The sequence below is a fragment of the Amycolatopsis sp. GA6-003 genome (genome assembly GCF_046267895.1).
GTDB lineage: Bacteria > Actinomycetota > Actinomycetes > Mycobacteriales > Pseudonocardiaceae > Amycolatopsis.
Window position 1 is genome coordinate 7,305,997 of record NZ_CP176499.1, and the last position, 12,115, is coordinate 7,318,111.

The window sequence follows — 12,115 nt, forward strand, 5'->3', positions numbered from 1 at the left end:
GATGTCAGGGGAGCGCGGTTAGCGTCCCAGCATGGATCACGTAATCGACGCCGGCGAGTTCGCCGACCGGTATGTCGCAGTATGGAACGAATCCGACCCGGCCGCCCGGCGCACCATGATCGCCTCGTTGTGGGCCGAGGACGGCGTGCAGTGCACCGAGTCCGCGGAGTACCGGGGCCAGCAGGAGCTGGAGCGCCGGGTCGGCGAGGCTTTCGAGGAATTCGTCGCTGGCGGGGGATTCGTCTTCCGGTACGCCGGAGACGCGGTGGGCCATCACGGCATGGTCCGGTTCACTACCCAGATGGTCCCCGCGGCGGGCGGCGAGATCGCCTGGACCGGCTTTGTCGTGGCGGAACTCGGCGAGGACGGCCGCATCCGGCGCGACTGCCAGTTCGCCGAGCCGCCGCGCCCCGCGTCCCCGGACGTCCGGGCGGTGGTAGACGAATTCCTGCGCCGGCTCGAACAGGGGGACCCGGATCGGATCGCGGAGCTTTTCGCGGAACCGGTCGACTGGTGGGTGAGCTGGCCGGAACCGGGCCATCCGGTCGTGCCGTGGATCCGCCCTCGCTCCACCCGGGCGGACGTCGCGGAACACTTCCGGACGCTCGGAAGTGCTTGTGTACCAGAGGAAAGCGAGGTCCGGGTCGACCGGATCCTGGTCGATGGCGCGGATGCGGTGCTCGCCGGGACCAGTGCCCAGACGGTCAAATCGACCGGCAAACATTTCACGACCAGCTTTGCGGTATCTCTGACCGTGGGCGGTGGACTGATCAGGCGGTACCACGTATACGAAGACAGCCTCGCCGTCGCCGAGGCGTTCGCCGAATGAAACGCCGGGCAGCCGGAGCGGTGTTTCCGCGTGGCTGCCCGGCATTTCGCGCGGTCAGGAAACGTTCAGGTCGATGCAGGCGTAGAACGCGTTGCCGGTATCCGCGATGTTCCACACCGCGAGCACCTTCTGCTGTCCCGGGTAGCCGCTCAGGTCGACCTGATGCGACACAGTTTCCGGCGGGGCCTGGTCGTTGCCGCTGAAGCTCGCGACCTCGGTGCCGCCGATGAAGTACTGGTAGTCGCTGGTGCGGTGGCGCGCGGTGAACACCCAGGTGAAAGTGACCTGGCTGCCCACTTGGGTGACCTTCCAGCCCTTGCTGTCGTCGTCGAGGTCGGCGAACCGGTCGTTGCCGCCGCTGCAGCTCTGCAGGCCCTTGGGGCCTTCGACGCTCTGCGGTTCCCATTTGATGTCGCCGCAGGACACCGTTCCGTCCGCGCATTGGGCCTGCCTGCTCGGCGGGGAGTTGACGTAGCCGTGCGCGCTGGCGATGCCGGGGCCGATCAGCATCAGCACCGGAGCGAGGACCGCGCCGCCGAGCGCGGCGAGCATCGTGCGTTTGCGGGACATGATGGCTCCTTCGAAGCCGGGCCCGCTCCCGCGCCGGAGGGCGGCCGGGCGAGCCTCGGCACGACCGGCGAGCCCGCGGTGGGGTGCTGCGCGGGCGGAGGGGTGGGGAGAATTGTGGTCTAGACCATACTCGGGTGCCCGCGCTCGGTCAAGAATTGGCTACGCTGTGTTATTTGATACGGGGCCACGGCACGGGCTCGGAGGTTTGCGCGGCGATCGGGTGCGTCGGCCACGGATATCGCAGCTGGCGAGCCTGTCCGGTGGAGGAACGGGCGGCGGACGTCGCCGAGCCGCGGACCTTCCGAGGTGCTTCACCAAGCGCGGCGAGTCGCAGCGGACTCTGCCTTAAGAGGTCCGCAGCAACCCGCTCAACCACCCGGAAAACACCTGCTGCACATCCTCCCGCACCCGGTCCGGATCGTCCGCGTTGGCGATCATCCGTGCTGCCTCCATCACCGCGGCCAGCACCAGTTGCGCCAAGGCATCCACCGGCGTATCCACGATCAACCCGGCTTCCCGCGCGGCCGCCAGGTTTTCCGCGACCAGCCCCAGCCCGTACTCGGCCTCCAAGTCCCGCCAGGCGTCCCAGCCCAGCACGGCGGGCGCGTCGGTCAGCGAGATGCGCCGGACGTCCGGGCGCAGGCAAGCGTCCAGGAAAACCCGCAGTGCGGAGGAAAGCCCGGAAAGCGGATCCGGTGCGCCGTCAAGAACTTCCGAGACCTCCGCGGTCAATTCCCGTTCCAGCACTTCGACGACGGCCCGGAAGAGGCCCTGTTTATCGCCGAAGTGGTGATACAGCGCGCCCCGCGTGACGCCTGCCGTGCGAGTGATTTCTTCGGCCGGCACCTCGTGGTAGCCGCGGGCGCCGAAGAGGTCGCGGGCGGCCTTGATCAGTGCGGCTCGCGTCGCGTCGGAGCGTTCTTGCTGGGTACGTCGCACGCACCTAATCTGCCATGGCGGCGGCGAAGCGCGTGATGTGCCCAGCCAGAGCGTCCGGCTGATCCTCCGAGACGAAGGTGTAGGAGTCCGGGATCTCGACGAGTTCCGCGTCCGGCAAAACCTCCGCCAAGCGGTGCGCGAGGCTGATCGGGAACAGCTTGTCCTCCGGCGGCCACGCCAGCAGCACCGGACGCTTGAACTGGCGCAGTTTCTCCGCCGCGGCCAGGGTGAGGTTCGAGTCGACGGTGCGCAGGAACTTGCGCAAATCCCTTCGCAGGCCAGGGGATGTGCGCAGCTTGCCCAGGTATTCCTCGGCGATGTCCGGCGGAAGGGGACGCTTCGTGACCCAGCCGAACAGCAGCGGCAGCCGGTACAACGCCTTGATCCGCAGCAGCTGGCCGAGCACCGCCATCGAACCCGGGACCCGCGCGATCGTCGGCAGCGGCTGGAAGATCGGCGGGAAGAAGTACTCGAAACTGTCCGACGGCGTCAGCACCACCCGCCCGACCCGCTCCGGGTACCGCGCGAGCAGCAGTTGCGTGATGGCGCCGCCGGTGTCGTTGGCGACCAGGATGACGTCTTCCAGATCCAGCGCGCTGAGGAAATCGCCGAGGAGGGTGGCGAGGCCGGGGGCGCTGAGGTCGGCGTCCGAGCGCATCGGCACCGGGTGCGCGCCCAGCGGGAGATCCGGTGCCAGGCAACGGAATCCGGCGTCCGCGACAGTGGGGACGACTTTGCGCCAGAGCAGGGCGTTGGTGAGCACGCCGTGCACGAAAACGACCGGGCGGCCGCGTCCGCGCTCGAAGTACCGGAGTTCGCCTTGGGGGAGGTTGACGTGCCGGGCGGTGCCGAGGCTCTCGTGTGCGGTCATGTCGACGAAGATACATACATGCAGTCTGTATGTAAATTACCTCTGCGGTAATGCCCCGGCTGACCAGGGGAAATGAACCAGGGGGTGCCGGGTGGTCCGGTCGAGCGCATCGTCCAGCGGCCCGCCGGGATCCTGGCCGAACTGCGCGTCAGCGCGTCCGGCGAACGGAGTCTTCGCCGACTGGCCCGTAAGATCGCCGCGTTCCGCTGAGGTTTACCCCGCCGGTTCGCAGCGCGAGCACAGACCGGACACCACTTCCTCGGCCGAAACCGAGGGAGTGCCGGGGGTCGCTTCCAGCCGGCCGCATTGGCGGCACAGCAGGTGGGCGTGGTCGAAACCGGCCAGCTCGTAGCGTTGCGCGACGCCGACCTGGTCGAAGCGGTGGACGAGACCGGCGGTGACGCCGGTGGTCAGCACGTCGTGGACGCCCCTCGTGGACGCCATCGACAGCCGTGCGCGGACCAGCGGCAGCAGTTCCGCGACGGTCACGTGCGGGTTTTCGGCCAGCACTTCCAGCACGACCTGCCGGGCGGTCGTCACGCGCAGGCCGGCGCGCCGGAGCCGGGTTCCGGCGTCGGCGCTGGACGGGAGGGGTGCGGAGGTCGTGAGCACGTATCCTTTGTAGTCCGCACAGTTGATCCAGTCAAATGTAAGAACGGGTCAACTCTGGAACTGTGAGCCACTGCACGCCAGAATTGATTCGGTCAACTCTGCGGGTACCATCCGGGCCATGGACGAGTTCGGGGCGCGCCTGCGCGACAAAGGTCTGCGCAACACGCCGCAGCGGCGTGCGGTGCTGGCCGCGGTCGCGCGGACCCCGCACGTCACGGCGGCGGAGATCGCGACGGTGCTCGACGCCGACGGGGCTGTCGGCGCGCTGTCCCGGCAGGGCCTTTACAACGTGCTCGACGACCTCGTCGGCGCCCGGCTGCTGCGCCCGCTCGAACCGGCCGGCTCGCCCGCGCGGTTCGAACTCGAAACCCACGACAACCACCACCACCTGGTCTGCCGCGGCTGCGGCCGGATCCAGGACGTGCCGTGCGCGATCGGAGCCGCGCCATGCCTCGAACCCGGTCCGGTGCCCGGTTTCCGGGTGGACCAGGCCGAGGTCACGTGGTGGGGGATGTGCGCGGAGTGCGAGGCCAAGGCCTAACGCAGCGCGTCCTGAAGTGCGGCGAGCCCGACCGGGCCGACGGCCAGCACGTCGCGGTGCCACTGGCGCAAGGTGAATCCGGGTTTGGCGGCTGCTTCGGCGCGCGCCTGCAACCACGCGCGTTCGCCGATCTTGTACGAGATGGCCTGGCCTGGCCAGCCGAGGTAGCGCACGATCTCAGCGTGCACCCGGTGTTGTGCGGCCAGCCCGCGCTCGTGCAGGAACCGGCACGCGGTGGCGAAGTCCCAGCGCGAACCGTCCGGCAGCGGCAGGTCGAGGTGCGAGCCGAGGTCAATCACGACGCGCGCGGCCCGCAGCGCGGAACCGGCGAGCATGCCGAGCCGGGTGCCGCGCTCGGAGAACCAGCCCAGTTCGTCGGCGAGGCGTTCGGCGTACAGCGCCCAGCCTTCCGCGTGCCCGCTCACTGAATGGACGCGGGCGTAACGGCTGACCGAGTCTCCGGCGAGCCCAGCGACGCCGATCTGCAGATGGTGTCCGGGGACCCCTTCGTGGAACACCGTCGTCAGCTCGGACCAGGTCGCGAAGCGTTCCCGTCCGCCCAGCGGCCACCACGTGCGACCGGGCCGGGTGCCGTCTTCCGCGGGTCCGGTGTAGTACGGCGAACCCGACGCTGAGCCATACGCGAGCACGACGTCCAAGGCACGCAACGGTTCTGGGATGTCAAAGTGCTCGCTCGCGGCTTCCATCGCGCGCTCGTGCGCCGCGCGCAGCCAGTCCAAATAGGACTCTTCGCCGGCCACCGAGCATTCGTCGTCCAGCCGGGCGAGGACTTCCGCCACGCTCGCGCCGGGCTGGATTTTCGCGACCTCGGCGGCGATTTCCGTTTCGATGCGCTGAAGTTCCGCCCAGCCCCATTCGTACGCCTCGGCGAGATCGAGGTCCGCGCCGAGCGAAAGCCGGGCTGCGATCGCATAGCGTTCCGCGCCGACACCGTCGGTTTCGGTGGCGTGCGGGGCGTAATCCTCGCGCAGGAACCGGGCGAGCGCCGCGTAACCGCGGTGGGCAGCATCGGCGGCTGCGCGCAGTTCGGCCGCCCGCGGCCCGTCGCCGTACTCCTCGACGAGTGCATTGTGGACACCGGCGTACCGCTCGGCCTGTGCCGCCGTTTCCAGCGCCTGGCGACGGGCCGCGCGCAGCCCGCGGTCGAGACCGGCCTGCAGCGTCTTCTGCCATCCGGCGAGCATCGTTTCGACGCCGGCCATCCGGACCACGAGGACGTGCCAGTCGTCCGCGTCGCGACGCGGCAGCAGCCGGACCGAATCGGCGATGCTGTTCAGCGTCCCGAAATGGGCTTGTACCTGGCGGAACGGCTCGCCCGACTCGTGCCAGGCCAGCTCGGCCTCGAGGCTGTTCCGCAGATGCGTGGACGCGATCCGGTCCGCGCGGGACTCGGGGGACAGCTTCGCGAGAGCGGCGAGTGTGCGCCGGGACAGCTCGGCGCGGGCCGCGAAACCGTCCGGGGTGAGGTCGGTCAGCGCGGTCGCGTCGGTGGTCACGCCGTCCAGCGTCGCGGCGATCGGGTCGAGCGCTGCCTCCGCCGTGACGTGATCGGCGGACAGCTGAAAAATCGGGGTCACGCCGTCACGTTAGCCGGGAGCCGCCGCCGGAATATAGAGACGTTAGCGGGGTCCGGTCGCTGGTATAGAGGGGATGCCCGCGCCGGTGAGCCGACGCGGGCATCCGCGGGGGAAAAGCCTCAGTCCGTGCCGGATTCCATCGCGGCGCGGTCGAGCAGTTCGACGTCGTCGGTCCGGCCGCGGGACGCGATCGTCTCGGCCCCGCCCTCGGGCATCGCGCCGATCAGGCCGGTCGCGGCCGCCTGCGCGGCGCCGATCAGCTTCGGGTGCGAGGTGCCGCCGACCATGCCGAGGCTCGCGTACTGCTCCAGCTTGGCGCGCGAGTCGGCGATGTCGAGGTTCCGCATGGTCAGCTGGCCGATCCGGTCGACCGGGCCGAACGCGGAGTCCTCGGTGCGCTCCATCGACAGCTTGTCCGGGTGGTAGCTGAACGCCGGGCCGGACGTGTCGAGGATCGAGTAGTCCTCGCCGCGCCGCAGCCGCAGCGTGACCTCGCCGGTGATCGCGGTGCCGACCCAGCGCTGCAGCGATTCGCGCAGCATCATCGCCTGCGGGTCCAGCCAGCGGCCCTCGTACATCAGCCTGCCCAGGCGCCGGCCCTCGTTGTGGTAGCTGGCGATGGTGTCCTCGTTGTGCACCGCGTTGACCAGCCGCTCGTACGCCGCGTGCAGCAGCGCCATGCCCGGGGCCTCGTAGATGCCGCGGCTCTTGGCCTCGATGATCCGGTTCTCGATCTGGTCGGACATGCCGAGCCCGTGCCGCCCGCCGATCGCGTTGGCCTCCAGGACCAGCTCGACCGCGGTGCCGAACTCCTTGCCGTTGATCGTCACCGGACGGCCCTGTTCGAAGCCGATGGTCACGTCCTCGGGCGCGATCTCGACTTCCGGGTCCCAGAACCGCACGCCCATGATCGGCTCGACGATCTCGATGCCGGTGTCCAGGTGCTCGAGCGACTTCGCCTCGTGCGTGGCGCCCCAGATGTTCGCGTCGGTGGAGTAGGCCTTTTCGGTGCTGTCGCGGTAGGGCAGGTTGTGCGCCTGCAGCCACTCCGACATCTCCTTGCGGCCGCCGAGCTCGCCGACGAACGCCGCGTCGAGCCACGGCTTGTAGATCCGCAGGCCCGGGTTGGCCAGCAGGCCGTAGCGGTAGAAGCGCTCGATGTCGTTGCCCTTGTAGGTGGAGCCGTCGCCCCAGATCTGGACGTCGTCCTCCAGCATCGCGCGCACCAGCAGGGTGCCGGTGACCGCGCGGCCGAGCGGGGTGGTGTTGAAGTAGGCCCGGCCGCCGGTGCGGATGTGGAACGCACCGCAGGTCAGCGCGGCGAGCCCTTCCTCGACGAGGGCTTCCTTGCAGTCGACCAGCCGCGCGAGCTCCGCCCCGTAGGCGTGCGCACGGCCGGGGACGGACGCGATGTCGGGTTCGTCGTACTGGCCGATGTCGGCGGTGTAGGTGCACGGAACCGCACCCTTGTCGCGCATCCACGCCACCGCCACGGACGTGTCGAGGCCGCCGGAGAACGCGATGCCGACCCGCTCGCCGACGGGAAGGGAAGTGAGCACCTTGGACATAGGAATGATTATGCATGACGATGTATGAACGTGCATCCCCGGGTGGTGTGAACTCGCTCTCCGTGCGGTTGTCCAGGTCTTTCGCCGCTCTTGCCTCCGCGACCACGCCGTGGCATGCCGGGGCTGGGGGATGAGCCGTCTCGTTCAGCTCCTCCGTCAGTACGTGCGGCCCTTCCAGCCGGTCCGGCGGCGGGCGGAGTCGATCGTCATCAGGGTGTAGAGCGCCGCGGTGAACGGCAGCAGCAGCCCCGCGACCAGGGGTTGCCGGTAATACCGCGCGACCGGGACGAATGTCGCCGCCATCAGCAGCCACGCCGCGGCGGCCTGCCACGAGCCGGTCAAGGCCAGCACGGGCGGGGCGAGGAAAACGGCGCTCATGCCGACGACGGTCCCGGCCAGCAGCAGCGGCGAGTGCCGGAGCTGGGTGTAGGCGCTGCGGGCCACCATCTGCCACAGGTCCGCGAGCCGGGGATACGGCCGGACGCTCCAGACCTTCGACGCGTAACCCAGCCAAATCCGGCCGCCCGCGGACGCGACCGCGCGGGCCAGCGCGACGTCGTCGATGACCGCACCGCGGATCGCGGCGATTCCGCCGGCGCGTTCAAGCGCTGAGCGGCGGACGAGTACACAACCTCCTGCTGCGGCGGCGGTGCGCCAGCGGGCGGAGTTCACGCGGCGGAACGGGTAAAGCATCGCGAAGAAGTAGACGAAAGCGGGCACGATCAGCCGCTCCCAGAATGTTGCGGTGCGCAGAACGGCCATCTGAGATACCAGGTCCCGGCCGCTGGTGGAAGCGGCGACGAGACTTTCCAGCGAGTCGGGGCTGTGTGAGATATCAGCGTCTGTCAACAGAAAGAAGTCGACGTCGCCTGCCTCGCGGACGCCGTGCGCGACGGCCCAGAGTTTCCCGGTCCAGCCGTCCGGTGGTTCGCCGGGGCTGGTGACGGTGAGCGGGAGTCCATGGGGGACAGTCAGCGACCGGGCGACTTCCGCGGTTCCGTCGCTGCTGCCGTCGTCTACGAGGACGACGCGCGCGTCGCCGGGGTAGGTCTGGCCGAGCAGCGTGGGGAGGGTTTGCGGAAGCAGGTCCGCCTCGTCGCGAGCGGGTACCACGATGGCGACGGACGGCCAGCGCTCCGGCCGGATCAGCTCGGGCAGCCGTTGGTCGGTGCGCCAGAACCAGCTGTGGCACAACGCGAGTCCGGCCCACACCGCCAGCGTCGCCCACGCGAGGACCGTGCTCATGCGCGGAGTGTAGTGACTGGCAGCAAACTGACAGGTCGTTCCCAGCGGGCTCATAGATTCGCGGCTGAGACTGGGTGTTCCCACCACCGGAGAGGACACCCGGCATGGACCCGGACATCAGGAAACGGCAAGAGGAACGGGCACGTGGGCGGCACCGGACCGCGGTCGTCACGGCGGTGGCGGCGGTGCTCGGAGTCGCGGCAGCGGGCGGCATCGGATACGGGCTGACGGCGGCCGCTTCGCCGTCGACCAGCTCGGGCCAGGACCAGCTGCGGGCACCCGCCGAGAACCCCGGCTCCGGCTCCGGGCACGCGCACACCGGATCGGGCGCGTCGTGACCGGGCCGTATTCGGCGGCTTTTCCCGCGCTCGGCACGACCGCGCGGGTGCTCGTCACCGAGGAAGCCGCGCTCGGCCCGGCGACCGAGTTGCTGCGGACGCGGCTCGCCGAACTCGACCGGGCATGCAGCCGATTCCGGACAGACTCGGAGACTTCGGCACTCCACCGTGCGGCGGGCCGGGAAGTGGAGGTGAGCCCGTTGCTGGCCGACGCATTGTCGGCCGCGTTGCGCGCCTCGTGGCTGAGCGGTGGCCTGGTCGATCCGACGGTCGGCGCGTCGATGGCAGCGCTTGGTTACGACCGCGACTTCGCCGAGATCACTGACGGACCCGCCGCGGCACCAGTCCCCGCGCCCGGCTCGCATTGGGTGCTGTTCGAACCGGCCCGCCGGATTGTCGTGCTGCCGCGCGGGGTAATGCTGGACCTCGGCGCGACCGCGAAAGCGCTGGCCGCGGACCAGACTGCCGCCGAAATCGCCCACCGCACCGGCTGCGGTGTGCTGGTGAACCTCGGCGGCGATCTCGCGGTTGCGGGTGCGGCACCGGCAGGTGGTTGGCGAATCGCGCTCGGTGACGACCACACCGACGCCGCCGATACGACGATCACGCTCACCGGCGGCGGTTTGGCAACGTCCGGCGTCGCGCGGCGGACCTGGCGGCGTGGCGGACGCGTGGTGCACCACATTGTCGACCCGCGCACGGGCGAACCGGCGGATCCCTGCTGGCGAACGGTTTCGGTAGCCGCGAAGTCCTGTGTGGACGCCAACACGGCGAGCACCGCCTCGGTCGTACTCGGCGTGGCAGCGTTGGACTGGCTGAATTCGCGAGGATTGCCCGCGCGCCTGGTGACCTCGCGCGGTGCGGTCCGGACGACGGCTGGTTGGCCCGCGGAACGCCGGGAGCACGCATCGTGAGTTCCGCGCTGTGGTATTTCAGCCGGGCCACCGGAATCGTCGCGCTGGTCTTCTCGACGGCTGTCGTGGTACTCGGTTTCCTAAACTCTGCCCGGTTTTCGCCCCGCCGCTGGCCGCGCTTCGCTCTCGCGGACCTGCATCGGAACCTGGCGCTGGTCAGTCTCGTCTTCTTGGGCGCACACATCGTCTTCGCCGTCGTCGACGGCTATGTGGACCTCGGCTGGCTCTCCGTCGTCGTCCCGTTTATCTCGGGTTACGAGCCGTTCTGGAGCGGAATCGGTGCGGTAGCGGTAGATTTGCTACTCGCCATTGTGGTGACGAGCCTGCTGCGAACCCGCATTCCGCCGCGACTCTGGCGCGCGGTGCATTGGCTCGCCTATCTGTGCTGGCCTGTTGCGCTCGCGCACAGCGTCGGTCTCGTCGCGTCCGACAGTGCGCGCCCGCTGCTCATCTCGCTCGATATCGCGTGCCTTATCGCTGTCCTGGCCGCCGCGAGCGTGCGTTTCGGCAGTACCAGCCCCGACACCGAGGCGCGCCGCCTCTCTCCACTTCGGAGGTGACTCTTGCTTCCTTTGCACCGCAACAACCTTGCCGCCCACCTGTCTATCCACGGTGGACTTCCTGTCCGGGACCGTACCGTACTGCTCCGCGAGATCGACGTCGCCGGTATCCGCGGCCGCGGAGGAGCTGGCTTCCCCGCCGCGACGAAACTGCGCTCTGTCGCACCAGGACGGTCCATTGTGGTCGCCAACGGCTGCGAGAGCGATCCCTTCAGCAGCAAGGACCGTGCTCTGCTTGACCTCGCTCCGCACCTGGTACTGGACGGAATCCAGGTCGCCACTCGAGCCTGCGGCGCTACGGCGGCCTACCTCTGCCTGCACGAGGAAAACCGAAGCGTAATCGCCGCTCTAGCCGAACGCCGAGACGCCGTTCCGGTAGAGGTCGTTGTGGTCCCGCACCGGTACGTCGCCAGCGAAGAAACCGCGCTAGTGCATTTCCTGGGCACCGGCGACGCCCGCCCGACCGGCAAATCCCCGCGCCCCACCGAACGCGGCCTGCGCGGACGCCCCACTTTGGTCCAAAATGTCGAAACCCTGGCCCGATTCGCGCTCGTCGCCCGAACCGGCGCGGACCGTTTTGTGCACACCGATCTGGTCACCGTCACCGGAGCCGTCGCCCGCCCCGGCGTACTGGAAGTCCCGGCGGACACCCCGATCTCCGCGATCCTCGCCCGAGCCGGTGGATCCGGTACCGCACAAACAATCCTGATCGGCGGCTACGGCGGCACCTGGATGCCGCGCTCCCTGGCCGAGCCCTTGCCTCTCGGTCGCGAACCGGGCCTGTCCTCGCTGCACTTGCTCCCAGAATCTCAGTGCGGCATAGAACTGACCCGGAATATTCTCTATGCCCTGGCAGGAGAATCGGCCCGCCAATGTGGACCGTGCATGTTCGGACTCCCGGCCATCGCCGCGGACTTCACCGACCTGCTGTCCGGCCGGAACGCGACGGCCCGCCTCGCCCGCCGCCTCCCGCTCCTCAGTGGACGGGGCGCGTGCGCCCACCCGGACGGAGCGGTCCGCCTGGCCGCGAGCGCCCTGCGAGTCTTCGCCTCCGACGTCCAAGCCCACCTGGCAGCAGGCGCGTGCCGAACCACGGCAGGTGCGGCATGAACCGCCTGACGGTCGACCCGATCGCATGCCGGGGACACGGGTTGTGCGCGGAGGTCCTGCCGGAACTGATCACGCTGGACGAATGGGGTTATCCGGTGGTGCGCGGGGAAGCGGTTCCGCCGCCATTGCTGCCCGAGGCCCGAAGGGCGGCCGGGGCTTGTCCGGCGCTGGCGTTGCGGTTACGGAAATCGTAGTTGTTGCAGCGCCAACGCCGGATTCAGCCGTGATTCAGCAGCGCCACCACGCCGAAATCATTCCCGCGGCAGCTGCGATCCACGGGGCATACTCGGCGTAGGACGACGCGAAGTGCATCAACAATTGCTCCTCAAAGCGAGACTGGCCGGGCTCCCGGCCAGTAACATGGATGTTGCAACGCCAAGCTATCGTGCGGAACGAAACTCGGAGTCAGGGACTCTACTG

The 12,115-nt window shown here is 69.2% G+C and carries 15 protein-coding genes; 8 read left to right on the top strand and 7 right to left on the bottom strand.

The features are described from left to right. Positions 1-31: 31 nt before the first annotated feature. Complete coding sequence (locus F9C12_RS33140) at positions 32-829, top strand: nuclear transport factor 2 family protein (RefSeq protein ID WP_409462992.1); 798 nt, start codon at positions 32-34, stop codon at positions 827-829. Positions 830-883: 54 nt separating this feature from the next. Here the strand turns inward: F9C12_RS33140 and F9C12_RS33145 are convergent, their stop codons facing one another. The 3 genes from F9C12_RS33145 to F9C12_RS33155 form a co-directional block, all read right to left on the bottom strand. After that, positions 884-1,399 carry a lytic polysaccharide monooxygenase auxiliary activity family 9 protein gene (locus F9C12_RS33145; protein WP_409185681.1) on the bottom strand — a complete coding sequence of 172 codons (516 nt, stop codon included), beginning with the start codon at positions 1,397-1,399 and terminating at the stop codon, positions 884-886. A 345-nt stretch (positions 1,400-1,744) separates the two neighbouring features. Beyond that, positions 1,745-2,338, bottom strand: coding sequence for a TetR/AcrR family transcriptional regulator (locus tag F9C12_RS33150; protein WP_409462993.1), 594 nt, complete (start codon positions 2,336-2,338; stop codon positions 1,745-1,747). Positions 2,339-2,342: 4 nt separating this feature from the next. Then, entirely contained in the window at positions 2,343-3,209 is an 867-nt protein-coding gene (locus F9C12_RS33155; protein ID WP_409462994.1) for an alpha/beta fold hydrolase, read from the bottom strand. A gap of 72 nt (positions 3,210-3,281) precedes the next feature. On the opposite strand from F9C12_RS33155, the gene F9C12_RS33160 reads away from it, so the two are divergent. Beyond that, positions 3,282-3,419, top strand: coding sequence for a hypothetical protein (locus F9C12_RS33160; RefSeq protein ID WP_409462995.1), 138 nt, complete (start codon positions 3,282-3,284; stop codon positions 3,417-3,419). A gap of 3 nt (positions 3,420-3,422) precedes the next feature. Here F9C12_RS33160 and F9C12_RS33165 read toward each other — a convergent pair whose 3' ends face one another. Then, positions 3,423-3,821, bottom strand: coding sequence for a Fur family transcriptional regulator (locus F9C12_RS33165; protein ID WP_409462996.1), 399 nt, complete (start codon positions 3,819-3,821; stop codon positions 3,423-3,425). Between the two features lie 118 nt (positions 3,822-3,939). Here F9C12_RS33165 and F9C12_RS33170 point away from each other — a divergent pair, with 118 nt between their 5' ends. Then, positions 3,940-4,362, top strand: a complete 423-nt coding sequence (locus F9C12_RS33170; RefSeq protein WP_101438277.1) for a Fur family transcriptional regulator — start codon at positions 3,940-3,942, stop codon at positions 4,360-4,362. On the opposite strand, the gene F9C12_RS33175 is transcribed toward F9C12_RS33170, so the two are convergent. The 3 genes from F9C12_RS33175 to F9C12_RS33185 all read right to left on the bottom strand — a co-directional run bounded on the left by F9C12_RS33175 (position 4,359) and on the right by F9C12_RS33185 (position 8,773). Further along, positions 4,359-5,960 carry a DUF885 domain-containing protein gene (locus F9C12_RS33175; RefSeq protein ID WP_409462997.1) on the bottom strand — a complete coding sequence of 534 codons (1,602 nt, stop codon included), beginning with the start codon at positions 5,958-5,960 and terminating at the stop codon, positions 4,359-4,361. The two genes, F9C12_RS33170 and F9C12_RS33175, sit on opposite strands and share 4 nt — an antisense overlap. A gap of 119 nt (positions 5,961-6,079) precedes the next feature. Further along, positions 6,080-7,528: an argininosuccinate synthase gene (gene argG, locus F9C12_RS33180; protein ID WP_409185687.1), complete on the bottom strand. Its 1,449-nt coding sequence runs from the start codon at positions 7,526-7,528 to the stop codon at positions 6,080-6,082. A gap of 156 nt (positions 7,529-7,684) precedes the next feature. Further along, on the bottom strand, positions 7,685-8,773 hold the full coding sequence (locus F9C12_RS33185) for a glycosyltransferase (RefSeq protein WP_409462998.1): 1,089 nt from the start codon (positions 8,771-8,773) through the stop codon (positions 7,685-7,687). Positions 8,774-8,877: 104 nt separating this feature from the next. Between F9C12_RS33185 and F9C12_RS33190 the strand changes: the two genes are divergently transcribed. The 5 genes from F9C12_RS33190 to F9C12_RS33210 are packed head-to-tail and all read left to right on the top strand — an operon-like array spanning position 8,878 to position 11,889. After that, on the top strand, positions 8,878-9,111 hold the full coding sequence (locus F9C12_RS33190) for a hypothetical protein (RefSeq protein WP_409462999.1): 234 nt from the start codon (positions 8,878-8,880) through the stop codon (positions 9,109-9,111). Then, on the top strand, positions 9,108-10,025 hold the full coding sequence (locus F9C12_RS33195; protein WP_409463000.1) for an FAD:protein FMN transferase: 918 nt from the start codon (positions 9,108-9,110) through the stop codon (positions 10,023-10,025). The genes F9C12_RS33190 and F9C12_RS33195 overlap by 4 nt, the downstream gene beginning before the upstream one ends. Beyond that, positions 10,022-10,585, top strand: coding sequence for a ferric reductase-like transmembrane domain-containing protein (locus F9C12_RS33200; protein WP_409185691.1), 564 nt, complete (start codon positions 10,022-10,024; stop codon positions 10,583-10,585). Before F9C12_RS33195 ends, F9C12_RS33200 begins: the two co-directional genes overlap by 4 nt. A gap of 12 nt (positions 10,586-10,597) precedes the next feature. After that, complete coding sequence (locus F9C12_RS33205) at positions 10,598-11,695, top strand: NADH-ubiquinone oxidoreductase-F iron-sulfur binding region domain-containing protein (RefSeq protein ID WP_409467117.1); 1,098 nt, start codon at positions 10,598-10,600, stop codon at positions 11,693-11,695. Beyond that, complete coding sequence (locus F9C12_RS33210; protein WP_409463001.1) at positions 11,692-11,889, top strand: ferredoxin; 198 nt, start codon at positions 11,692-11,694, stop codon at positions 11,887-11,889. The genes F9C12_RS33205 and F9C12_RS33210 overlap by 4 nt, the downstream gene beginning before the upstream one ends. Positions 11,890-12,115: the final 226 nt, after the last annotated feature.

Bases quoted from the DNA above. Each gene is read 5' to 3' on its own strand.
- F9C12_RS33140 (WP_409462992.1), top strand. From the start codon at position 32: ATGGATCACGTAATCGACGCCGGCGAGTTCGCCGACCGGTATGTCGCA.
- F9C12_RS33145 (WP_409185681.1), bottom strand. From the start codon at position 1,399: ATGTCCCGCAAACGCACGATGCTCGCCGCGCTCGGCGGCGCGGTCCTC.
- F9C12_RS33155 (WP_409462994.1), bottom strand. From the start codon at position 3,209: ATGACCGCACACGAGAGCCTCGGCACCGCCCGGCACGTCAACCTCCCC.
- F9C12_RS33160 (WP_409462995.1), top strand. From the start codon at position 3,282: ATGAACCAGGGGGTGCCGGGTGGTCCGGTCGAGCGCATCGTCCAGCGG.
- F9C12_RS33170 (WP_101438277.1), top strand. From the start codon at position 3,940: ATGGACGAGTTCGGGGCGCGCCTGCGCGACAAAGGTCTGCGCAACACG.
- argG (WP_409185687.1), bottom strand. From the start codon at position 7,528: ATGTCCAAGGTGCTCACTTCCCTTCCCGTCGGCGAGCGGGTCGGCATC.
- F9C12_RS33185 (WP_409462998.1), bottom strand. From the start codon at position 8,773: ATGAGCACGGTCCTCGCGTGGGCGACGCTGGCGGTGTGGGCCGGACTC.
- F9C12_RS33190 (WP_409462999.1), top strand. From the start codon at position 8,878: ATGGACCCGGACATCAGGAAACGGCAAGAGGAACGGGCACGTGGGCGG.
- F9C12_RS33210 (WP_409463001.1), top strand. From the start codon at position 11,692: ATGAACCGCCTGACGGTCGACCCGATCGCATGCCGGGGACACGGGTTG.